This window comes from Pseudoduganella sp. GW821-FHT05F09, assembly GCF_059419605.1.
Genome location: NZ_JBWKSD010000004.1, coordinates 550,421 through 571,771 on the forward strand (window position 1 = coordinate 550,421; position 21,351 = coordinate 571,771).

At 65.5% G+C, this 21,351-nt stretch carries 19 protein-coding genes and 1 pseudogene; 11 read left to right on the forward strand and 9 right to left on the reverse strand.

Annotation, left to right across the window (positions count from 1 at the left end; all coding sequences use genetic code 11):
- Positions 1-7 precede the first annotated feature (7 nt).
- The 7 genes from AC07S4_RS16100 to leuA form a co-directional block, all read right to left on the reverse strand.
- Complete coding sequence (locus AC07S4_RS16100; protein WP_494987603.1) at positions 8-640, reverse strand: acetyltransferase; 633 nt, start codon at positions 638-640, stop codon at positions 8-10.
- Positions 641-643: 3 nt separating this feature from the next.
- Positions 644-1,396 carry an SDR family NAD(P)-dependent oxidoreductase gene (locus AC07S4_RS16105; RefSeq protein ID WP_494987604.1) on the reverse strand — a complete coding sequence of 251 codons (753 nt, stop codon included), beginning with the start codon at positions 1,394-1,396 and terminating at the stop codon, positions 644-646.
- Positions 1,393-2,430 (reverse strand): ketoacyl-ACP synthase III, encoded by a 1,038-nt coding sequence (locus tag AC07S4_RS16110; RefSeq protein WP_494987605.1) that lies wholly within the window; start codon positions 2,428-2,430, stop codon positions 1,393-1,395. The genes AC07S4_RS16105 and AC07S4_RS16110 overlap by 4 nt, the downstream gene beginning before the upstream one ends.
- A gap of 6 nt (positions 2,431-2,436) precedes the next feature.
- Positions 2,437-2,679 carry an acyl carrier protein gene (locus AC07S4_RS16115; RefSeq protein WP_494987606.1) on the reverse strand — a complete coding sequence of 81 codons (243 nt, stop codon included), beginning with the start codon at positions 2,677-2,679 and terminating at the stop codon, positions 2,437-2,439.
- A gap of 142 nt (positions 2,680-2,821) precedes the next feature.
- Positions 2,822-4,384: a methyl-accepting chemotaxis protein gene (locus AC07S4_RS16120; protein WP_494987607.1), complete on the reverse strand. Its 1,563-nt coding sequence runs from the start codon at positions 4,382-4,384 to the stop codon at positions 2,822-2,824.
- An 89-nt stretch (positions 4,385-4,473) separates the two neighbouring features.
- On the reverse strand, positions 4,474-5,262 hold the full coding sequence (locus AC07S4_RS16125; RefSeq protein WP_494987608.1) for an alpha/beta fold hydrolase: 789 nt from the start codon (positions 5,260-5,262) through the stop codon (positions 4,474-4,476).
- 36 nt (positions 5,263-5,298) lie between these two features.
- The gene (gene leuA, locus AC07S4_RS16130; protein WP_494987609.1) at positions 5,299-6,999 is read right to left on the reverse strand and encodes a 2-isopropylmalate synthase; all 1,701 of its coding nucleotides are present in this window, start codon (positions 6,997-6,999) and stop codon (positions 5,299-5,301) included.
- Between the two features lie 505 nt (positions 7,000-7,504).
- Here leuA and AC07S4_RS16135 point away from each other — a divergent pair.
- Positions 7,505-8,326, forward strand: a complete 822-nt coding sequence (locus AC07S4_RS16135; protein ID WP_494987610.1) for a glycosyltransferase family 2 protein — start codon at positions 7,505-7,507, stop codon at positions 8,324-8,326.
- Between the two features lie 467 nt (positions 8,327-8,793).
- Positions 8,794-9,216, forward strand: a pseudogene (locus AC07S4_RS16140) (glycosyltransferase family 4 protein); the annotation flags it as partial.
- 777 nt (positions 9,217-9,993) lie between these two features.
- Here the strand turns inward: AC07S4_RS16140 and AC07S4_RS16145 are convergent.
- Positions 9,994-10,455 (reverse strand): methyltransferase domain-containing protein, encoded by a 462-nt coding sequence (locus AC07S4_RS16145; protein WP_494987753.1) that lies wholly within the window; start codon positions 10,453-10,455, stop codon positions 9,994-9,996.
- 476 nt (positions 10,456-10,931) lie between these two features.
- Here AC07S4_RS16145 and AC07S4_RS16150 point away from each other — a divergent pair, with 476 nt between their 5' ends.
- A complete protein-coding gene (locus AC07S4_RS16150) occupies positions 10,932-12,257 on the forward strand; it encodes a glycosyltransferase (protein WP_494987611.1) in 1,326 nt (441 codons plus the stop codon).
- Between the two features lie 27 nt (positions 12,258-12,284).
- Here the strand turns inward: AC07S4_RS16150 and AC07S4_RS16155 are convergent, their stop codons facing one another.
- Positions 12,285-13,388 carry a DegT/DnrJ/EryC1/StrS family aminotransferase gene (locus tag AC07S4_RS16155; RefSeq protein WP_494987612.1) on the reverse strand — a complete coding sequence of 368 codons (1,104 nt, stop codon included), beginning with the start codon at positions 13,386-13,388 and terminating at the stop codon, positions 12,285-12,287.
- Positions 13,389-13,503: 115 nt separating this feature from the next.
- Here AC07S4_RS16155 and AC07S4_RS16160 point away from each other — a divergent pair, with 115 nt between their 5' ends.
- Genes AC07S4_RS16160 through AC07S4_RS16195 form a run of 8 tightly spaced genes read left to right on the forward strand, consistent with a single transcriptional unit; the run spans position 13,504 to position 21,349 of the window.
- Complete coding sequence (locus tag AC07S4_RS16160) at positions 13,504-14,931, forward strand: AMP-binding protein (RefSeq protein ID WP_494987613.1); 1,428 nt, start codon at positions 13,504-13,506, stop codon at positions 14,929-14,931.
- Between the two features lie 18 nt (positions 14,932-14,949).
- Positions 14,950-15,183: an acyl carrier protein gene (locus AC07S4_RS16165; protein ID WP_494987614.1), complete on the forward strand. Its 234-nt coding sequence runs from the start codon at positions 14,950-14,952 to the stop codon at positions 15,181-15,183.
- Between the two features lie 2 nt (positions 15,184-15,185).
- Entirely contained in the window at positions 15,186-15,659 is a 474-nt protein-coding gene (locus AC07S4_RS16170; RefSeq protein WP_494987615.1) for a 3-hydroxyacyl-ACP dehydratase FabZ family protein, read from the forward strand.
- Positions 15,656-17,428, forward strand: a complete 1,773-nt coding sequence (locus tag AC07S4_RS16175) for a thiamine pyrophosphate-binding protein (protein ID WP_494987616.1) — start codon at positions 15,656-15,658, stop codon at positions 17,426-17,428. The genes AC07S4_RS16170 and AC07S4_RS16175 overlap by 4 nt, the downstream gene beginning before the upstream one ends.
- A gap of 9 nt (positions 17,429-17,437) precedes the next feature.
- A complete protein-coding gene (locus tag AC07S4_RS16180) occupies positions 17,438-18,460 on the forward strand; it encodes an N-acetylneuraminate synthase family protein (RefSeq protein WP_494987617.1) in 1,023 nt (340 codons plus the stop codon).
- Positions 18,460-19,047, forward strand: coding sequence for an esterase/lipase family protein (locus AC07S4_RS16185; RefSeq protein WP_494987618.1), 588 nt, complete (start codon positions 18,460-18,462; stop codon positions 19,045-19,047). The genes AC07S4_RS16180 and AC07S4_RS16185 overlap by 1 nt, the downstream gene beginning before the upstream one ends.
- The gene (locus AC07S4_RS16190; protein WP_494987619.1) at positions 19,044-20,129 is read left to right on the forward strand and encodes a LuxE/PaaK family acyltransferase; all 1,086 of its coding nucleotides are present in this window, start codon (positions 19,044-19,046) and stop codon (positions 20,127-20,129) included. The genes AC07S4_RS16185 and AC07S4_RS16190 overlap by 4 nt, the downstream gene beginning before the upstream one ends.
- Positions 20,129-21,349, forward strand: coding sequence for an acyl-CoA reductase (locus tag AC07S4_RS16195; protein ID WP_494987620.1), 1,221 nt, complete (start codon positions 20,129-20,131; stop codon positions 21,347-21,349). The genes AC07S4_RS16190 and AC07S4_RS16195 overlap by 1 nt, the downstream gene beginning before the upstream one ends.
- Positions 21,350-21,351: the final 2 nt, after the last annotated feature.

Genomic DNA, 21,351 nt, shown 5'->3' on the forward strand with positions numbered 1-21,351 from the left:
GAATACCTTAAATGATGCGGGCCGGGTTGCCGAACACCGTGACGGCCGGCGGCACGTCCTTCACCACCACCGAGCCGATGCCGATGGTCGCCCCTTCGCCTATCCGCACGCCCTTGGCAATGACGGCGCGCGGGTGGATGGTGACGCCGTCGCCGATGCTGACGCCGCCGGCGATGAAGGTCATCGCGCCTATCATGCAGTAATCGCCGATGGCGGTGTCGTGTCCGATGATGGAGGCCGTGTCCAGGAAGGCGAAAGCGCCTATGCTGCAATCGGTTCCCACCGCCACGCCGGGCATCATGAACACGCCGTCGCCCATTTGCGTGCGCGCGCCTATGGTGGCCCGGTCCGTATAGCCGAGGAAGGCCGCGTCCTGTTGCCGCAATGGCTCGACCAGCTGCTTGCGCATGCCCGGATCGCCGACTGCGGGCACGAACACCTCGCCCGGCTGGGCCTGGTAGTTGAGCGGGCTGCCGAGCACCGGGCAATCCAGTCCTTGCGGCAGGCCCGGGTCGGCCCGCGTATCGAGAAAGCCGGCCACATCGGCCTGCGCCATCAAGCCGGCGTCCTTGGAGAGCAGATCATGCAGAATGCGGCCGAGTCCGCCCGCACCGACGATGACAAGTCGTTCACGCGCCATGGCTCAGCGCACCGTGTGGCCGCCGTCGAGCACGAGGGAGGTCCCCGTGATCCAGCGGCTGGCCTGCGACAGGAAAAAGATGGCCGCGTTGGCCACGTCTTCGGGCTGCCCTATGCCCAGGGGATAGCGCAGCGCCGTGTCTTCCACGGCGTCCAGCATGTGCTCGCGTCCGCGCTGCAGCATCGGCGTTTCGACAAAGCCGGGCGCGAGGCAGTTGACGCGGATCTTGCGCTTGGCCACTTCCATCGACAGGCAGCGCGCCATGCTTTCCAGCCCCGCCTTGCTGCCGCTGTAGGCCGAAATCCCCGGCACCCCGATCGCGGTGGCCGAGATGGAGGAGATGAAGACGATGGACCCGCCGGTGTTGATGGCGTTGCGCAGCAGCAGTTGCTGGGTCAGCAGCATGGGGGCGACGGTGTTAATGCGGAACATGTTTTCGATATGCTCGCGCGAGGCCATGCGCAGCGGCACCGACATCGCCACGCCCGCGCAGTGCACCACGCCGTCTATCGTTCCGGCCTGATGCGCCAGCGCCTTGACGCCGGCGTCGTCGTTCAGGTCGCAGGCGAACTGCGCGTGCGCGCCGCCGCCGAGTTCGGCCAGCGCCTCGCGCAGCCGGGTTTCGTCGCGGCCAGTCAGGATCACGGTGGCGCCCGCTTGCGCACAGCTCAGCGCGACCTGGCGGCCGATGCCGGACGAAGCGCCCGTCACCAGGACGCGCTTGCCGCTCAGTGAAAATTGCTTGGGTGCGGTCATGATTCGATCAGGGCAGGGAAGCGGGCCGATTCAATATCGACAATCACGCTGCCCCAGGACAGGCCGACGCCGAAGCCGCACATCAGCACGCGGTGTTTGGCCTGGTCCAGCGTTGCGTGCAGGCGCGAGGTCAGCGTCACAGGCAGGGAGGCGCCGTTGGTGTTGCCGAAGTCCTGCAGCGAGGACGGCGTTTTCTCCACCGCCAGGCCCAGCTTCTTGCGTATGGTTTCGTTGATCATGCGGTTGGCCTGGTGGAACACGAAGTAATCGATGGCGTCCTTGTCCATGTTGGCATAGGCCATCAGCCGTTCGACCGCCGGCGGAATGCGCTGCGTGGCAAAGCTCAGCACGGCAGTGCCGTCGAGCACCGGCTCCAGCGGCGAACGCTCGAAGCCGTTCTCGTCGCGATAGCCGATCAGGTGCTGCAGGCGGACCGGGTCGCGGTGGCCGCCAACCGGCGTCATCAGGACTTTGTGGCCGCTGCCGTCGCTGTTCAGGTCGAAGTACATGGGCGCGGCGTCCGCATTGTATTCCAGCGCGGTGGCCGTGCCGGCGTCGGAGAACAGCGGGTCGCGCACGGAACCGCCACGGTCGCCCACCAGCAGCAAGCCTTTTTTGACGGCGCCCGAAGCGATCAGGCTGCCCAGGATCTGCAGGCCGAAAGGATAGCCAGAGCAGCCCAGGTTCACGTCGAAGGCGATGGTGGTCTGGGGCAGGCCGAGGCGGTCCTGCAGGATGATGGCGGTGGCCGGCGTGAGGTAATCCGGCGACTGCGTGACCACGATCAGCGCGTCGATCTCGTCGCGCTGCCAGGCCAGGTCGGCCAGCAGGGCTTCGGCGGCGTCGAACGCGAGGTCGGAAAAGCACTGCCATTCCGGGCACAGGCGGCGCTTCTGGATGCCGATATTGCGCACCAGGCGCTCGCGCTCGGAGCGCAAGTGCGGCGGAGCATCTTCAATATTATCGACGATGCGCTTGGGCACGCAGGTGGCCATGCCGGCAAAGCGCACCTTGTGCAGAGTTGACTGCCCCATGCCTGCTTAGCCGAGCAGCTTGTACAAGTCGCCGATGGTGGCGCACTTCTTGATCTCGCTGCCGGAGATGGACTTGTTGTACTCCGAATCGAACATGACGATGACGCCCAGCGAGGCCAGCGAATCCCATTCGGGCAGGCTTTGCAGCGTGGTCTCGGCCGTCAGCTCGACGGGTGCCTGGAAATCGACAGCAATCAGGAATTGCTGGATGAACTGCTCAATGCTTGGCATCTGGTCGTTGAGAGACATGGACTCTTCCTTATATGAGGGTTGAGCTGGCGGCCGGCGTGTTCGGACTCGTCCTTGCAGCATGGATTGCCCAGCCAGACTCTTGCTTTTGAGTATAACAGGCCGGGCAGGGGGATACCAGCGCGCGGGGCGTATTTCCCCTCTATGCGACGATAATGCGCCCGCCCAGGCGGAACTGGCTGACCACCTCTTTCAGCGCGCCGGCCTGGTCCTGCATGGCGGCCGCTGCGGCGGCGGCTTCCTCCACCAGCGCGGCGTTCTGTTGCGTGGTCTGGTCCATTTGCGAAATGGCGACGTTGATCTGCTCGATGCCGTCGGTCTGCTCGTGGTTGGCGAGCGTGATTTCGCCCACGATGTCGCTCACGCGCTGGACGCTGGCCACCACTTCGTCCATGGTGCTGCCGGCCTGTTCCACCAGCCTGGCGCCGGCGTCGACCTTCTCGACCGAGTCGGCGATCAGCTCCTTGATTTCCTTGGCGGCGCTGGCCGAGCGCTGCGCCAGGTTGCGCACTTCGGACGCCACCACGGCGAAGCCGCGCCCCTGTTCGCCCGCGCGCGCCGCTTCAACCGCCGCGTTCAGGGCCAGGATGTTGGTCTGGAAGGCGATGCCGTCGATGACGGCGATAATGTCCACGATCTTGCGCGAGGACGCGTTGATCGAGCCCATGGTGTCGACCACTTGCGACACCACGCTGCCGCCGCGCTGCGCCACGGCCGAAGCGCTGCGCGCCAGTTCGTTGGCCTGGCGCGCATTGTCGCTGTTGTTGCGCACGGTGGTGGTCAGTTCTATCATCGACGAGGCGGTTTGCTCCAGCGCGCTGGCCTGCGCCTCGGTGCGCGAGGACAAGTCCATATTGCCGCTGGCGATCTGGCTGGAGGCGCTGGCGATGGCGCCCGTGCCGCTGCGCACCTGGCCGACGATGCGCGCCAGGCTGCTGTTCATTTCACCCAGCGCCCCCAGCAGCTGGCCGGCTTCGCAGCGCGTGTCGGCCTTGATCTGGCTGGTCAGGTCGCCCGCCGCCACGGCGCGCGCCACTTGCAGCGCATGGCCGATAGGGGTGGTGATGGAGCGGGTGACGCGCCAGGCGAAGGCCACGCCCAGCAGCAGCGCCAGCGCGCCCAGGCCGGCCATCATGCGGCCCGCCGTGCCGATGTTGTCTTTCACCTGGCCGCTGTGCTCAACGACGATGCTGCGCTGCAAGTCGTTCAGCTGCTTGACGCTGTTTTGCAGATTGCCCAGCGCGGGCAGGGTGTCGCTGCGCATGAACTGCGCGGCTTCGTCGCGCTGGCCGTCGGCCAGCAGTTTTGCCACTTTGCTGAAGGACTGCACGTATTGCGCGCGCTGGGCCTGGATGGCCGCCAGCAGCGCCTTGCCGTCCTCGCGGAAGACCAGTTTGCCCAGCACTTCCAGTTCGGCGGAGATGATTTTCTTGTTGGCGTCGATCTGCGCCAGGATGCGCGCTTCGGCCGCCTTGTCGGTGGCGATGAACATTTCCAGCACCAGCGCCGAGTTGGCGCGCGTGGTGGCGGCGATGATGGCGGCGGCGTCGGCCTTGCGCCAGTCCTGGTCCACCATGGTGCCGTTCAGCTCGCCAATTTGCGCCAGGCGCTGCAGGCCTATGCCGATCAGCACCGCCATCAGCAGCAGTACCATGCCAAAACCCAGGCCAAGCCGGGCGCCGATGTTCAGATTCGCCAGTTTCATGCCATCCTCCAAAATGTTGCAGTGCAAAAATAGTATAGCAACAAATATGTGGGACTGCCGGAAACAGGCGGCGGCCGTTGTCCGGCGTTTCAGGGCTGTGGTTTTTCCGCCGCCTCCAGAACCTGCAGGACCTGCAGCACCGCAGCGGTGACGGCTTCGGGCTGCGCGAACAGGATGGGCTGGCCGGTGTCCGGCATCGCCACGCTGCGCCCGCGCGTGGACAGGCCGGCCAGATGCTGCGCTGCGGCCGACTGCGCAGCCTCGCTGCGAGCCAGCACCACCAGCGGCAGGTCGCCGAAGGTTTTGCGCGCAGCGCGCAGCTGGCCGGCGCCGGCGGGCAGGTTGTCGATTTCGGAGGCGCGCGAGCGCCAGTAGGCCGGCTTGGCGATTTGCGCCGCCTGTGCTGCAGCCAGCTTGGCGCCGGTTTCGCCGCCGGGGGCGTAGGCGCAGGCCGGCGCCGCGGCTATCTTGCCGCTGCTGGCGGCGTCCAGGCAGGCCAGCGCGGCGTCGAGGGCGGCAGCTTGCGGTGCCGCCAGGGCCTCGTCCTGCGGCGGCTCCACCAGCACCAGGCCGGCGATGCCGCCGCGCGGGCGGGCGGCGAACTGCTGCGCCACCATGGCGCCGAAGCCTGCGCCCACCAGCACCACAGGGCCGTCGATGCGCGCGTTCTTGATCAGGAAATTCAAATCCCGGCTGGCGTTGCCCACCGAGGCGGCGCGCGTGGCCGGGTCGCTGAAGTCCCAGCCCGCGCGGCCGGCGTCGGCCTCGAACAGCACGGTGGGCGTGCCCTTGCCGGTGCAGTACAGATTGAGCTGGCGGCCGCCCACGTCGACCTTGACGATAAAGGTACAAGGGCGCCCTCGTGGGGCGCCCTTCAATATCCGGCTCTGGCGGCGGCTGGCCGGGACGTTTTTTTAAGCGGCGGCGCCGGCGTCCGCCGGGGCGGAGGCAGTTTCGCGCTGCTTGATCTGGCGGTTGACGGCGCTCAGCACGGCCTTGAAGGAGGCGGTGACGATGTTGCTGTCGATGCCGGCGCCGAACAGGGTAGGGCCGTTTTCCAGGCGCAGCTCAACATAGCAGGCCGCCTTGGCGTTGGCGCCCGAGCCGATCGAGTGCTCGTGGTAGTCCATCAGCTTGATGTCCAGGCCGAGCGCGTCGACGAAGGCGTCGATCGGGCCGTTGCCGCCGCCTTGCAGCGCCATGCTGGCGCCGCGGTGGCTGAGGGCGATGTCGATCTGCACCGGCTCGTCGCTGGTGGTGTCTTCCTGCATCTTGTGCGAGCTGTAGGCGTAAGGCGCGGTCTGCTCCAGGTATTCCTGGCTGAAGATCTGGTGGATGCCTTCGGAGGTGATCTCCAGGCCGGTCTGGTCGGCCACGGCCTGCACGGCGCGGCTGAACTCAATCTGCAGGCGGCGCGGCAGCACCAGGCCGAAGTCCTGCTCGAGCAGATAGGCCATGCCGCCCTTGCCGGACTGGCTGTTCACGCGGATCACCGCGTCGTAGCTGCGGCCCAGGTCTTGCGGGTCGATCGGCAGGTAGGGGATTTCCCACGGCTGGCCCGGCTGCTGCTTGGCGAAGCCCTTCTTGATCGCGTCCTGGTGCGAGCCGGAGAAGGCGGTGAACACCAGGTCGCCCACGTAAGGGTGGCGCGGGTGCACCGGCAACTGGTTGCACTCCTCGACCAGCTTGCGCACGCTGTCGATGTCGGAGAAGTCCAGGCCCGGGTGCACGCCCTGGGTGTACAGGTTCAATGCCAGCGTCACCAGGTCGACGTTGCCGGTGCGCTCGCCGTTGCCGAACAGGCAGCCTTCCACGCGGTCGGCGCCGGCCATGACGGCCAGTTCGGCGGCGGCGATGGCGGTGCCGCGGTCGTTATGCGGGTGCACGGACAGGATCAGGGAATCGCGGCGCTCCAGCTTGCGCGACATCCATTCGATCTGGTCGGCATACACGTTGGGCGTGCTGCACTCCACCGTCGATGGCATGTTGATGATCATTTTCTTCTGCGGGGTCGGTTTCCAGATGGCGGAAACAGCGTCGCAGATATGCTTGGAGAAATCGAGCTCCGTGGTGGAGAACGATTCCGGCGTGTATTCAAAGCCCCAGTCGGTCTGCGGGTGCTGGGCCACCAGCTCTTTCACCAGCGTGGTGCCGGTGGTGGCGATATTGGTGATCTCTTCGCGCGACATGCCGAACACCACCTTGCGGAACACCGGCGCCACCGAGTTGTACAGGTGGACGATGGCGCGCTTGGCGCCCGCCGCCGCTTCCACGGTGCGGCGTATCAGTTCTTCACGCGACTGGGTCAGCACGATGATGGTGACGTCGTCCGGAATGCGGTCTTCGTCGATCAGCTTGCGCACGAAGTCGAAGTCGGTCTGCGAGGCCGAAGGGAAGCCCACTTCGATTTCCTTGATGCCGATCTTGATCAGCATTTCAAAGAAGCGCAGCTTTTTCTCCGGGCTCATGGGCTCGATCAGCGCCTGGTTGCCGTCGCGCAGGTCGGTGCTCATCCAGATAGGCGGCTTGCTGATGACGGCGTTCGGCCAGGTGCGGTCGGTCAATTGGACAGCCGGGAAGGCGCGGTATTTCGCTGCTGGGTTTTGCAACATCATGTGGTACTCCTGAGTCTTCTGAATTTTGGGAAGGTAAAGCGCATTCGATGTGGCGTGGGCTGCCGGGCGGGCCACGTGACGCTAGGCCTGGCAACCGGTCGGTAGCGATAGCAGTAGCAGCGCAGGCGCAATGGCGTGGGCGGTGCGTGCGGTGCTACGGTGCGTGTGAATAGCCGTGGTGGACATCGGTGCAAACTTTCCTGATTTTGGGGAGACTTGCGCAGCTTGTGGCTGGCAGGGGTACAACTGAGACGTGCGTTGATTCTGGGTAAAATCAGGCGCGTGCTAGTAGGCGCAGCGCTAGCGATAGGGCGCTAGGAGCCGGCAGCAGGAAAGCGGATAGGTGCGGATGCGGGAACATGGGCTTTAATGTAAGGGAGCAGCTTCCCGCTTGTCAAGCGAATTTGCGGCGTAGCCCACGCCGATTAGCGCTTGACCAGCCGAATTGGCGACTCGTACAATGGTCTGTGTTGCTATAAGGCTATAGGGCCAGGGAAGGTCGGGAATGATATTAGGGCTAGTTACCATCCAACGGGACCGCGGCCCCTGGCTGCTGGAGTGGTTTGCGTTCCATTACCTGGTTGGCTTCCGCAAGTTCTACTTTTATGCGCACATGTGCCAGGACGACACGGTAGAGATCCTGCTGAAGCTGAAAAAGCGGCTCGATATCAATGTCATCGCCTTGCCCGCGCCGGGCGACCGCATCCAGCTGCAGGCCTACCAGCACGCCTGCCAGAACTATATGAACGAAGTCGACTGGATGGGCTTCATCGACGGCGACGAATTCCTCTTCCCGACCAAGGCCTACACCATGCAGGAAGCGCTGTGGCAGTACGACAGCATGCCTGCGTCGGCGCTCGGCGTCTACAACGTCAATTACGGCAGCTCCGGCCACGTGGCCGAACCGGAAGGCCTGATCACCGAGAACTTCCGCATGCGCGCCGAGGACAGCTTCTACGCGCACAGCCGCGTGAAAAGCCTGGTCAAGGGCCGCCAGCAGGTGGCGATCTCGTCCAGCGGCCACGTGTTCGCCACGCCGGGCGGCACCGTCGACGAGCAGATGCGGCCCATCACCTGGGGCTTCATGCCGGACTACGTGCCGAGCTACCGCCAGTTCCGCATGAACCACTACGTCTGCCAGAGCCGGGAATACTACGAGAAGCACAAGCGCGCCAGCGGCCACGCCGACGCCAGCGCCGCCGCCATCCGCGAAGAGGAATGGTGGACCGGCTTCAACACCAACCACCAGATGGACGACTCCATGGCGCGCTACAACGCGCGCCTGCGCGCCACCATGGAGGAGCTGCGCCTGGCCATGGAGGCTTGACAGCGATCTCGATGCCAAAAAAGATACTGATCGCCTGCAGCCATTTCTGGCCTTCCATCGGGGGGCTGGAGACCAGCATGGGGCAGCTGGGCGGCGAACTCGCGGCGGCCGGCTACGACGTCAGCGTGATGACGCTGGCCTTCCCCGGGCGCAGCGCGGACAGCCATGAGGGCGTTGCCATCATCAGCGTGGACATGCCGGCCTTCCAGCACGCCATCCGCGCGGCGGTGGCGTCCGGCGTCTACGACTGCTGCTTGCTGATCCAGGACCCGCTGGGCAATATCGTGTGGAGCGTGGAGCAGCTCGCGCCGCCGGCGCACACCCGCGTGCTGGTGCAGCCCATCATCAACGAGGACGGCTACGCGCGCTGGAAGGACAACCAGGACTTCCGCCAGCGCCTGGCCGCCATCCTGAAGTCGTCCACCGCCGCGCTGACCATGACCAAGAGCGGTCCGGACCACCGCTTCATGCGCGAAGCCGGCGTGGAGCCGGTCTACCTGCCCAACGCCAGCAGCCAGGCCGTGCCGGCGGGCGACTTCCGCCAGCAGCTCGGCATTCCGGCCGACCGCTTCGTGATACTGCATGTGGCCAATCTGTACTGGGTGAAGAACCACGTCGGCCTGATCGACGCCCTGGCCGGCATGCCGGACAACTGGCAGCTGGTGATGATAGGCACGCCCACCGGCGCCACCGACTGCGTGGAGGCGGTGCAGGCCAAGCTGGCCAGCCGCCCGGAAATCAAATACATCCCCGGCCTGCCGCCGGAATGGGTTTCGGCCGCCATGCGCGCGGCGGACGTGGTGGTGCTGGCCTCGCACGGCGAGGGCTCGCCCATCACCCTGCTGGAGGCCATGTCGCACGGCAAGCCCTGGCTGGCCACGCCGCAATGCGGCGCCGCCAACGACCACCTGGGCGGCTTCATCACGGACCTGCCCGGCTTTATGCCGCGCCTGCGGCAACTGGCCGCGCAGCCCGCGCTGCGCAAGGAGCTGGGCGAAGTCAGCCATGCGCACTGGAGCGAATGCTATGCCTGGCCGGTGGTGTTGCGCGGCTGGATGGACCTGATCGAAACCGGCCGCCTGCAGCGCTCCTTCGAGCCGGGCGCGGCCCTGGTTGAGCGCATGCGGCAGGTCCGCGCGGCGCTGGCGGATGCGGACGCCGCGACGCCGGCAGGCCATGCGCGCGGAGCGCTGCTGGCCGAGTTCGCGCGCCGCGTCGACTTCGCCGCCTTCCATGTGGACGCCTACCGCGAAGGCCCGGTGCGTTTCGGCTGGGTGGGCACGGTGCCCAAGCGGACCGACGAGGTGAACAGCCTGCTGATTCCCGCCATGGGCAGCCGGCATCAGATGGCCATCCTGGACGAGCAGGCGGGACCGGCCGAGGCCGCCGCCTTCTTCCAGTCCATCGATGTGCTGCTGCTGACCTCGGAACAGGACTATGCGCTGGCCGCCGCCGCTGCGGCCATGGCCTGCGGCGTCTACCTGCTGGGCGTGCGCCAGGGCCGCCTGGCCGAGCTGCTGGAACAGCAGCCCGGCGCGCAGCTGGCGGCGCCGTCCGGCGCGGCGCTGCACGAGGCCATGAACTGGTGCAGCGAGAACGGCGCCGAATTGCGGCGGCGCGGCTACAGGCAGGCGCAGCAGGTGGCGCTGCGCGCGGCCGGCGCCGTTTTATAGTTTCCGGAACAGGAAGAAGGGCTCCGCGCCGTTCACGCCCAGGTGGGCGGAGTCGATCTGGATGCCCAGGCTGGCGTGGCTGCCGCCGATAAACTGCAGGCCGGACGCGGCGATGCGGTCAAACACGTCCAGGCCGTACAAGCGCATATGGTCCGGTTCGCCGAACAGGATGTCGCGGGTCACGGGCGAGGAGGGCGTCAGTTCGCCGATGGAGCTGGGCAGCAGCGCCGAATACGGCGTTTGCAGGATCGCGATGCCGCCCGGCTTGAGCACGCGCGTCACTTCGCCGATGGCCTCGGTGTCGTCGCTGACGTGTTCCAGCACGTGGTTGGCGATAACGGCGTCGAAATAGCTGTCCGGGAAGCTGATGTCCTGCATATTGATCTGCCGTACCGGTCCTGCATATTGATCTGCCGTACCGCCGGGTCGCGCGGGAACATGTCGGCCATCACGTATTCTTGCGGCTGCTGGGCTTCAACCAGCATGCGCACATAGCGCTCCGGCGCAAAGTGCAGCACTTTGCCGCCGCGTATCTTGTCCAGGGTGTTGGGCAGGCTCAGGTAGATGAACAGGTGGCGCTCGCGGTCGGTGCTGCGGCAATGCGGACAGGCGAAGTTGTCGACGTCGGAACCGACGCATTGCAGCGCTTTCTGCGCCGGCGGCGCGTCGGCGGAGCCGTTTTTATAGGGCAAAAATTGGGCAACGTCCTGCTTGCAGATGACGCAATATTTCATGGTTGGGTGTCGACGCCCTGCCGCTGGCGGAAAGGGACTAGTCTTCCTTATGGTTGATGGGACGTGCCAGCCATTCTACCCGCTGGCGCAGCGGCTGCGCCATGCTTGTTGCAGCAGCGTCAGCATGATTGACATTGCCCGCCAGATTGCATAAGGTCGTACCCTCTTCAACAGCCCGACGCTGCGCCGCAGCCTGATATGACGCAACACTTCCTAAACATCGGGGCCGGCCATGCCGCCCTGGCCGGCTTCGTGTCGGTATTCCAGGGCCCCGGCGCGGACCTGCAAGTGGACCTGTCGCAAGGCCTGCCGTTTGCCGACAACAGCATCGCCGGCATCCACTGCGAGAACCATCTCGAATACCTGAGCCAGGAGCAGGGACTGCTGTTCCTGCGCGAGTGCCGCCGGGTGCTGGCGCGCGGCGCCGTGCTGCGCATCGCCACGCCGGACCTGGACGCCATGCAGGCCATTTTCGCCGCGCAAAGCGCGCCCGGCGCGGCTGCGCACCAGTGGATCAACAACGCGGCCGAGGCCCTGAACCTGCAAATGCGCCTGGAAGGGCGGCAGTGGATTTACAACGCGCAGGACCTGGCGCGCGCCGCCATGCTGGCCGGCCTGGACGGCGCGGTGCGGCGCGCGCCCGGCGAAAGCGGCATGGCGCCGCTGGCCGGGCAGGCGGCCGGCTCGCCCGGCCAGCTGATCATGGAGTTCTCGCCGCACAAGCCGGTGCTGGGCGCCAATCCGCTGGTCAGCATCGTGATACCCGGCTACCGCGCGCGCTATTTCGAGGCCGCCTTGAGCAGCGCGCTGGCCCAGACCTACGGCAATATCGAGATCATCGTGCTGGACGACAGCGACAACGACGAGATCCGCCAGCTGATCGAGGCCAGCACCGGCGCCGGGCGCGTGCGCTATCTGAAGAACACGCCGCGCCTGGGCGAAGGGCACAGCGTAACCCGCGGCATCCGCGAGGCGCGCGGGGAACTGGTCAAGCCGCTGTACGACGACGACGTGCTGCTGCCGCATTGCGTGGAGCGCATGGTGCAGGGCATGCAAGCCTGTCCGGACGCGGCGCTGCTCATTTCGCGCCGCTACACCATCAACGCGGCCGGCGAGCGCTTTGAGGAGCAGACGCTGGCGGCGGCCAATGCCAGCTGCGAAATCAGCGGCCTGAGCATGGCGGCCTTCACGCTGGCCACCGGCCGCAACTTCATCGGCCCGCCGTCGTCGGTGATGCTGCGGCGCGCCGACGCGCTGACCATGGCGCCCACGGTGATGAGCTTCAGCGGCTTTGAGATCCAGGGCGCGGGCGACGTGGCGCTGTATCTGCACCTGCTGGGGCGCGGCGAATGCGTGTTCCTGGCCGACCTGCTCAGCGAGTTCCGCGTGCACGACAACCACACGTCCAGCGATTCCGCCATTTTTGTGCACGAACGCAACAGCTGGGTGTTCATGAAACACCACGGCCGGCGCCTGGGCTTGATGCCTGCGGACACCAACCTGAAGATCAAGCGCGGCATTTAGCGGGCCCAATACACCCGCCGCGCCGGCTCAGCCTGCCCGTATCAGTTCAATAATGCGGCCCTGGGCCTCTTCCGGCAGGGCCGGGTAGATAGGCAGGCAGATCACCTGGTCGGCCGCCTGGCGCGCCAGCGGCAGCGAGGAGCGCGCGGCCGAAGGCAGGCCCCGGTACATGGGGAAGTCGCTGATGAGCGGATAGAAGTAGCGCCGCGCATGGATGCCGTGTTCCTTCAGCCTGTTGTACAGCGCGTCGCGGCTGCTGCCGTATTCCGGCCCCACCATGATGGGGAAATACGCATAGTTGGACACTGCGTCCTGCCCGCGCGGCACGCAATGGATGCCGGCCACGCCGGCCAGCTCGCCGCGGTAGCGCGCGTCGATCTGCTGGCGCTTCTGGATGGCCTGCTCCAGGTCTTTCAGCTGCAGCAGCCCCAGCGCGGCGTTGAACTCGCTCATCTTGCCGTTGATGCCGGGCGCCACCACGGTCACCTCGTCAACGAAGCCGAAGTTTTTCAGGTGGTCGATGCGCTGCTTGGTCTTGGCGTCCGGGCAGATGATGGCGCCGCCCTCGAAGGTGTTGAACACCTTGGTGGCGTGAAAGCTCAGCACCGCCAGGTCGCCGTAGTTGAGGATGCTGCCGGACTGGTTGCGCACGCCGAAGGCATGGGCCGCGTCGTAGATCACTTTCAGCCCGTAGGTGTCGGCGATGCGCTGGATCTCGTCGACGTCGCACGGCGTGCCGTAGCAGTGCACCGGCATGATGGCCGTGGTCTGCGGCGTGATGGCCGCCTCGATGTTGCGCGGGTCCAGGTTCAGCGTGACCGGGTCGACGTCGACAAACACCGGCTTCACGCCGGTCCACAGCAGCGAGTGCGCGGTGGCGACGAAAGAGTAGGGCGTGGTGATCACTTCGCCGGTGATGCGCAGCGCCTGCAAGGCGGTGATCAGGGCGATGGTGGCGTTGGTGAACAGGGCCACGTGCTGCACGCCCAGGTGGCGGCACAGCTCGGCTTCCAGCTGCTGGTGGAAGGGGCCGCCGTTGGTCAGCGTCTTGCTGTCCCAGATCTGCTGCAGGTAGGGAATGAACTCTTCCAGGGGCGGCAGGGTGGGCTCGGTAACGTAAATTGGTTTCATCTGGGACTCGAAAAGACGTGGCTGCCGCCATCATCACCCACGGCAAGACGTTTTGGCAAGCAATCCGGTCCCGCCCGCCGTTCCCCATGGCAGGGCGCCGATGATATGATGGCTTATGTTCGATTTACTCAAATATGCAGGCCATCCCTGTCTCGAAGGCGATGGCCGGGCGTACAGCTACGCCGAGGTGCACCACGCGGCCGGATTGATGCAGCCGGCTTTCGAGGGCCGCAGCCTGGTGCTGTGCCTGTGCGAAAACTCCATCCCCGCCATGCTGGGCTATATCGCCATGATGGTGCACGGCCAGGTGCCGCTGCTGGCCGAGGCCGGCCTGAAGGCGCCGGCCCTGCAAACCATGGTCGCCGCCTACCGGCCGCGCTACGTGTGGATGGCGGAACAGCGCAGCGCCGAGCTGCCGGGCGCCGAAGCGGTGTACCGCCTGGACCACTATGTGCTGCTCAGGCTGGCGCACGCGGGCCAGGACGGCTGGCCCATGGACGCGCGCCTGCAGCTGCTGCTGACCACGTCGGGTTCGACCGGCAGCAGCAAGCTGGTGCGGCTGAGCCGGGCCAATCTGCTGGCCAACGCGGCCTCCATCACCGAATACCTGGGCATAGCGGCGGAGGATGTGGCCGTCACCACCTTGCCTTTCAGCTATTCCTTCGGCCTGTCCATCGTCAACACCCATCTGCTGGCGGGCGCGTCCATCCAGGTCACCGAGCTGACGCCGCTGAGCCGCGAGTTCTGGGAGCTGGTCCAGCTCAAGCGGGTGACGTCCTTGTCCGGCGTGCCCTACACTTACGACATGCTCAAGCGCATCAAGTTCGAGCGCTTCGACCTGGGCGCGATCCGCTACCTGTCCCAGGCCGGCGGCAAGATGAGCCAGCAGGGACTGGCCTATCTGCAGCGCCTGTCGGCCGAAAAGGGCTGGCCCTGCTTTGTGATGTACGGCCAGACCGAGGCCACGGCGCGCATGTCCTATCTGCCCGCCGAATGGCTGGAGCGCAAGGCGGGCAGCATAGGCCACGCGATTCCGCAGGGCCGCTTCGAGATTGCCGGCGCGGACGGCGCGCTGCTGGAAACGCCGCTGGCGCAGGGCGAGCTGCTGTATTCCGGGCCGAACGTGGCGCTGGGCTACGCCGTGGGCGGGGCCGACCTGGCGCTGGGCGACGAGTGGGGCGGCAAGCTGCACACGGGCGACATCGCCTACCGCGACGAGGACGGTTTTTACTACATCGCCGGCCGCCTGAAGCGTTTCGTGAAAATCTTCGGCAACCGGATCTCGCTGGACGAAGTGGAGGCCCTGCTGCTGGCCGCCTATCCGGCCTGCGAGTTCGTCTGCCACGGCCAGGACGACCGCCTGCGTGTCGCCTGCGTGGGCGGACTGGAGCGCGACGAACTGCTGGGTTTTGTTTCCCGGCAGTTGTCCATCCACCGTACCGCGATCAGCTGCGATTTTATCGCTGAGATTCCTAGATTGGGCAACGGTAAGGTGAATTATAATGCCCTGGATCAACAGGACCGCTTGCAAACTAATAACTGATATATTTGGAAAAGTAAAATGAGCAATCTCGAAAAATACCAGAGCATTTTCAAGGAATCCTTCCAGTACGACGGCGACGTCGAGCAGCTGGTGTACCAGGCCATCGCCGAGTGGGACAGCGTCGGCCACATGCAGCTGATGGCCACGCTGGAAGACTCCTTCGGCATCGAGCTGGACGTCGACGACATCATCGACTTCTCCAGCTTCAAGAAGGGCATTACCATACTGGCGAAATACAACGTGGTGATCTGAGCATGAGCTTGCCCCTGGAATTCGATATCAACGGCATCAAGGCCTGCCAGCGCAACCGGCATCCGCTGCTGTTCGTCGACCGTGTTTTCGACGTGATCCCCGGCGAAAAAGCCTCCGGGCTGAAGTGTTTCAGCTACAACGAGTGGTTTTTCCCGGCCCATTTTGACGACGAGCCCAATGTGCCTGGTTTTATCCAGGTGGAATCGCTGGTGCAGACCTTCATCATGAGTTTCCTGTCGAAGGACGAATTGCGGGGCAAGAAAACCAATTTCCTGAGCATTAACAACGTCAAGTTCAAGCGCAAGATCGTACCGGGCGACACCTTGATCATCCACGCCACGCTGCAATCGTTCCGCCGGGGCATCGCCACCGGCAGCGCGGTCAGCTTCGTGGGCGACCAGCCGGCCTGTTCGGCCGACTTCATCGTGGCCGTGCCGGACATACTGGACCAGTTCAAGCCCAAGGGTGCCGTATGAGGCTGGCCGACTACGTCTTCGAGACGCTGGCCGACCAGGGCGTGGACACGGTTTACCTGGTCACCGGCCGCGGCGCGCTGTTCCTGACCGACGCCGTCGCCAAGTGCAAGCGCCTGCGCCCGGTGTGCACCCACCACGAACAGGCGGCCGCCTACGCCGCCACCGCGCGCGCCCAGCTGAACAATGCCCTGGGCGTGTGCCTGGTGTCGACCGGCTGCGCCTCCACCAACGCGGTGACGGGCGTGCTGAGCGCCTACCAGGACGGCCTGCCGGTGCTGTTCATCTCGGGCCAGAACGTGCTCAAGGAAACCACTTACTACACCGGCCACAATCTGCGCACCTACGGGCAGCAGGAAGCCAACATCGTCGAGATCGTCAAGTCCATCACCAAGTACGCGGTGACGGTGACCGACCCGCGCGACATCCGCCAGCACCTGGAGCGCGCGCTGTACCTGGCCAATGAAGGCAAGAAGGGCCCGGTCTGGCTGGATATTCCGCTCGACCTGCAAAGCGCCCAGATCGAGCCGGACGAGCTGCCCGGCTTCACGCCCGAGCCGTCCCCGGTGCAGGCGCCGCAGGAAGACCTGGACTATCTGCGCGCGGCGCTGGCGGCGGCGCAGCGTCCGGTGCTGCTGATCGGCTCGGGCCTGCGCTCGGCCGGCCAGCTGGACGCGTTCGCGGCCTTCGCCGAGCGCAACCAGATTCCCGTGGTCTACACGCCGAGTTCGGCGGACTGCTATCCCCTGTCCCGTCCCTTGTCGGTGGGCTCGCTGGGCAGCATGGGCTGCTCGCGCGCCGGCGCCTTCGCGGTGCAGAACGCCGACTGCGTGGTGGTGCTGGGCAACCGCCTGTCGTCGATCACGACCGGCGTGGACCTGTGCAAGTTCGCGCGGAACGCCAAGCTGATCGTGGTGGACATCGACGCGGACGAGCACAAGAAAAGCGATCTGCGCATAGACCGGCTGGTGGTGCAGGACCTCGCCACCCTGTTCGGCGCGCTGGGCACGGCGCGCCTGGCCGGCGATACGGCCGGCTGGCTGGAACGCTGCGCGCGCTGGAAGGTGCAATACGCCAGCGAGCCGTATTTCGCGTCGAAAGACCGGGTCGACCTGTATGACCTCACGCGCGCACTGTCCTCCGAACTGGACGACGACGCCATCGTCATCACCGATTCCGGCCTGATCGAAGTGATACTGCCGTCCAACCTGGATTTCGGCGGCAGCCGCCGCGCCATCCATCCGGTGTCGCAGGGCGCCATGGGCTTCTCGATTCCGGCCGTGCTGGGCGTGGCCGACAGCGGGCGGCAGACCGTGGTGGTGGTGGGCGACGGTTCCTTCATGATGAATATGCAGGAGCTGGAGACCATACGCGCGCAGGGCATTCCGCTCAAGCTGATCGTGGTCAACAACAATGTGTACTCGATTATCCGCCGCCGCCAGAAGGAACTGTTCCGCAACCGCACCATAGGCACCGATCCGGGCAACGGCGTGACCGTGCCCAGCTTCGAGAAAGTGGCGGCGCTGTTCGGCTTCGGCTATGTGCGCATAGCCGGCATAGACGGCCTGCAGGCCGGCCTGCGGCAGGTGCTGAGCAGCGAAGGCGCGGTGCTGTGCGAGGTGATGGGCAAGGACGACCAGGAGTACATCGAGGTTTCCCACGCCAAGAACAGCGCCGGCAAATTCGTGCGCCGTCCGCTGGAAGACCAGTGGCCGTTCCTGGAGCGGGACGCTTTCATCGCCGAGATGATAGTCGAAGCAATCGATCAATAAAGGCATACCATGAAGTTGAATGACGGCACCATCATCGAGAACCACGGCAAGCCGTACTTTATCGCCGAGCTGAACACCAGCCACTTCGGCAATGTGGAGACGGCCAAGGAAATGATCGCGGCGGCCAAGGCGGCCGGCTGCGACTGCGTCAAGTTCCAGTCCTGGTCGGCCGGTACGCTGTACTCGAACACCTATTACCGCCAGAATCCGATCGCCAAGCGCTTCGTGGACAAGTTCTCCTTTTCCTCCGAGCAGCTGAAGGTGCTGGCCGACTACGCGCAGGGGCAGGGCATCGCCTTCGCATCGACGCCGTATTCGAACGACGAGGTGGACTTCCTGCTCGAGCAGTGCAGCGTGCCCTTCATCAAGATCGCCTCGATGGAGATCAACAACTTCCCTTACCTGGAATACATTGCCAGGACGGGCACGGCCATCATCCTGTCCACCGGCATGGCCGACCAGGACGAGATCACGCGCGCCGTGCGCGTGATACGCGAGGCCGGCAACGACAATGTGTGCGTGCTCCATTGCGTGTCCATCTACCCGGCCGAGCCCTCGACCATCAACCTGAACAATATGCTGACGCTGCGCCGGCAGCACGCCGGCCTGGCGATAGGCTATTCCGACCACACGCTGGGCGCCGCCACCCCGATCGCGGCCGTGGCCCTGGGCGCGCCGGTGATCGAGAAGCACTTTACGCTCGATTCCAAGCGCATAGGCATGGACAACCAGATGGCCATGGAGCCGGCCGATTTCGGCGCCATGATCGCGTCCTGCCACGCCGCCTGGCAGTCGCTGGGTTCGCCCGAGCGCGTGGTGTCGGAAGCGGAACTGGCGCAGCGCCGCAATATGCGCCGCAGCGTGGTGTCGCGCCGCGCGATTCCGGCCGGCGCGGTGATCACGGCGGACGACATTCAATTCAAGCGCCCCGGCGACGGCTACAGCCCGGCCGAGGTGGACCAGGTGCTGGGCCGCAAGGCGGGCCAGGATATCGCGGCGGACGAAGTGATTTACGGCGGCATGCTGCAATAATGATCCGTTTTAACATCCTGAACAGGTCCAAGCCGAGGACGGTGCTGCTGATACACGGCCTGTTCACCAGCTCCGGCTACTGGCTGCCCTACCTGGCCAGCCTGAAGGAATGCCGGCTGCTGATACTCGATATCGATTACAGCGCCATCGGCGATATCGAGCCCTATCTGCGCCGCGTCGGTGAAATCATCGACGCCGAGGCGGGCGGGCAGGTGGACGCGGTGATCGCCCACTCGCTGGGCGCGCTGATCGCCAGCCGGCTGCCCGGCCATGTGCGGCAGTCCAGTTTTGAAGTGTGCCCCGTGTATTGCGCCACGCGCTTGAACTCGGACGAGTTCGTGGGCGACATCGAAAGCAAGCTCAAGTTCGCCATGTCCGGCGAGCAGATCCGCAGCCTGCTGGCCGAGGTGGACGGCGCCATCGTCCGGCACCGCGCCGGTGCGCCGGCGCCGCGCGCGGCCATCTACCTGCCGGACGCCGACCCTTACTTCGCCTACCACGCCGCGGCGGCCAGCCAGCAGTTCCACGGCGACCATTTCGACATCGCGGAAGCCGTGGCGGACATCGGCAGGGAGCTGGCCGCATGAGCTATTACGACCATTTTGCGGAACTGGACTTCGACCGTCCCTACGCGCTGCCGGCGGCGGACAAGCGGCGCCTGTTCCTCGCGCTGCTCAATGAGCTGACGGCGCACCACGCGCGGCACTCGGCGCCCTACGCGAAAATCATCGCCAGCCTGGGGCAGCCGCTGGTGGCCGCGCGCATGGAGGAGCTGCCCTTCATCCCGGTGCGCCTGTTCAAACACCTGGACCTGCTGAGCGTGCCGCGCAGCGAGGTCTTCAAGACACTGACCTCGAGCGGCACCAGCGGCCAGAGCGTGTCCAAGATCTACCTGGGGCGCGACAATGCGGCCATGCAGACCCGCATACTGGGCTCCATCGTGTCCAGCTTCCTGGGCAAGCAGCGCTCGCCCATGGTGGTGGTGGACGCCGACAACATCCTGGCCGACCGCCGCCAGTTCAACGCGCGCGCGGCCGGCGTGCTGGGCTTTTCCATGTACGGCAAGGACATCGCCTACGCGCTGGACCCGGACATGGCGCTCAAGATGGAGGCGCTGGAAGCCTATTGCGCCAAGTACCGCGAGACCGGCATCTACGCCTTCGGTTTCACCTTCGTGGTGTGGAAGTTCCTGTGCCAGGCGCTGGAGCGCAGCAACAGCCGCCTCGATTTCGGCCCGGGCAGCATACTGATACACGGCGGCGGCTGGAAAAAGCTGGCCGACGAGAGCGTGTCCAACGAGGTGTTCAAGGCCAGGCTGCTGGAACGCGCCGGCCTGCGCCGCGTGCACAACTACTACGGCATGGTGGAGCAGACCGGTTCGATCTATATGGAATGCGAACACGGCCATCTGCACACGTCCAACTACTCGGATGTGATCGTGCGCGACCCCATCAGCTTCAAGCCCTTGCCGGCGGGACAAGAGGGCGTGCTGCAGGTGATCAGCCTGCTGCCGTACAGCTATCCCGGCCACAGCCTGCTGACCGAGGACGTGGGCGTGCTGCTGGGGGAGGACGACTGTCCTTGCGGACGGATGGGGAAATACTTCCATGTGCATGGCCGCCTGAAATCGGCCGAGGTGCGTGGTTGCAGCGATGTGAGGCAGTTCTGATGAATGTGCAGTTCTTCGTCCCGTCCAGCGCGGCCGGCAGCGATATCAACACCGTGCTGCGCGGCGCCGCCGGCGGCAAGGTGCTGGCGCCCTTCGATCCGGCGCTGGTCGATTTCGTCACCGCTTTCGGCAAGTCCATCCTGCTGGACAGGGAATCCCGCAACTATCCGGAACTGGTGGTGCTGGCCAATTTCTTCAGGCCGGCCAATATCGCCCGGCTCAAGAATGAGCTGGCGCCGCAGGGCGGGGCGGCCTGCCTGGCGCGCGGCCTGGTGTTCCATATCGCGCCGTCCAATGTGGACTCGGTGTTCCTGTACTCCAGCCTGCTGTCCCTGCTGTGCGGCAATGTGAACCTGATACGCATCTCGCGCGGCGCGGGGCCGCAGCTGGCCTTCGTGCTGGACAAGCTGGCGCGCACGCTGGAGCAGTCCGGCCTGGCGGACCGCTTCTTTGTCGTCACCTACGAGCACGACGACGCCATCACCTCGCTGATTTCCTCGTATTGCCATATGCGCGTGGTGTGGGGCGGCGACGCGACGGTGCGCAAGATCCGCTCGCTGCCTTTGCGGCCGACCGCCTCGGAGCTGTGTTTCCCGGACCGTTTTTCCGCCGCCATGCTGCGCGCCGAGGCGGTCGGCGGCCTGGAAGCGGCCGCGCTGGACGAGCTGTGCTCGCGCTTCTACAACGACGCCATCTGGTTCGCGCAGCAAGCGTGTTCGTCGCCCAGGCTGGTGGCGTGGATAGGCGGCGCCGAGGAATGCGCGGCGGCGCGGCAGCGCTTCTGGCAGGCTTTCGACCAGGTGCTGCAGCGCAAGGAGTATGAAAATACGCCCGGCATGGCGATGGACCGCCTGGTGACGGCCTGCCTGGCCGCCACGGAACCGTCGCACCGCGAAACGGCCGCTTTGCAGTTCCCCACCCGGATATTGCTGGACAGCGAACCGCTGGCGGCGGTCAAGCATTACCACTGCGGCAATGGCCTGTTCTACGAGCAGTGTTTTGGGACGGTGCCGGAGTTCCTGCGCACCATGACGGACCAGGAGCAGACCCTGTCCGTGTTCGGCTATGGCGCGCAGGAGATGGCGCTCAGCCTGGGCGAGCTGCCCATGCGCGCGCTGGACCGCATCACCAGGGTCGGCCAGGCGCTGGACTTCGGCTATATCTGGGACGGCTGCAATCTCCTGCACGCTTTCACGCGCAGGATAGACATCCAGCTGTAAGC

What these genes read in the sequence shown, in the direction of transcription:
- AC07S4_RS16100 (WP_494987603.1), bottom strand. Translation starts at nt 640, where the DNA reads ATGGCGCGTGAACGACTTGTCATCGTCGGTGCGGGCGGACTCGGCCGC.
- AC07S4_RS16105 (WP_494987604.1), bottom strand. Translation starts at nt 1,396, where the DNA reads ATGACCGCACCCAAGCAATTTTCACTGAGCGGCAAGCGCGTCCTGGTG.
- AC07S4_RS16110 (WP_494987605.1), bottom strand. Translation starts at nt 2,430, where the DNA reads ATGGGGCAGTCAACTCTGCACAAGGTGCGCTTTGCCGGCATGGCCACC.
- AC07S4_RS16115 (WP_494987606.1), bottom strand. Translation starts at nt 2,679, where the DNA reads ATGTCTCTCAACGACCAGATGCCAAGCATTGAGCAGTTCATCCAGCAA.
- AC07S4_RS16120 (WP_494987607.1), bottom strand. Translation starts at nt 4,384, where the DNA reads ATGAAACTGGCGAATCTGAACATCGGCGCCCGGCTTGGCCTGGGTTTT.
- leuA (WP_494987609.1), bottom strand. Translation starts at nt 6,999, where the DNA reads ATGATGTTGCAAAACCCAGCAGCGAAATACCGCGCCTTCCCGGCTGTC.
- AC07S4_RS16135 (WP_494987610.1), top strand. Translation starts at nt 7,505, where the DNA reads ATGATATTAGGGCTAGTTACCATCCAACGGGACCGCGGCCCCTGGCTG.
- AC07S4_RS16150 (WP_494987611.1), top strand. Translation starts at nt 10,932, where the DNA reads ATGACGCAACACTTCCTAAACATCGGGGCCGGCCATGCCGCCCTGGCC.
- AC07S4_RS16155 (WP_494987612.1), bottom strand. Translation starts at nt 13,388, where the DNA reads ATGAAACCAATTTACGTTACCGAGCCCACCCTGCCGCCCCTGGAAGAG.
- AC07S4_RS16160 (WP_494987613.1), top strand. Translation starts at nt 13,504, where the DNA reads ATGTTCGATTTACTCAAATATGCAGGCCATCCCTGTCTCGAAGGCGAT.
- AC07S4_RS16165 (WP_494987614.1), top strand. Translation starts at nt 14,950, where the DNA reads ATGAGCAATCTCGAAAAATACCAGAGCATTTTCAAGGAATCCTTCCAG.
- AC07S4_RS16170 (WP_494987615.1), top strand. Translation starts at nt 15,186, where the DNA reads ATGAGCTTGCCCCTGGAATTCGATATCAACGGCATCAAGGCCTGCCAG.
- AC07S4_RS16175 (WP_494987616.1), top strand. Translation starts at nt 15,656, where the DNA reads ATGAGGCTGGCCGACTACGTCTTCGAGACGCTGGCCGACCAGGGCGTG.
- AC07S4_RS16180 (WP_494987617.1), top strand. Translation starts at nt 17,438, where the DNA reads ATGAAGTTGAATGACGGCACCATCATCGAGAACCACGGCAAGCCGTAC.
- AC07S4_RS16185 (WP_494987618.1), top strand. Translation starts at nt 18,460, where the DNA reads ATGATCCGTTTTAACATCCTGAACAGGTCCAAGCCGAGGACGGTGCTG.
- AC07S4_RS16190 (WP_494987619.1), top strand. Translation starts at nt 19,044, where the DNA reads ATGAGCTATTACGACCATTTTGCGGAACTGGACTTCGACCGTCCCTAC.
- AC07S4_RS16195 (WP_494987620.1), top strand. Translation starts at nt 20,129, where the DNA reads ATGAATGTGCAGTTCTTCGTCCCGTCCAGCGCGGCCGGCAGCGATATC.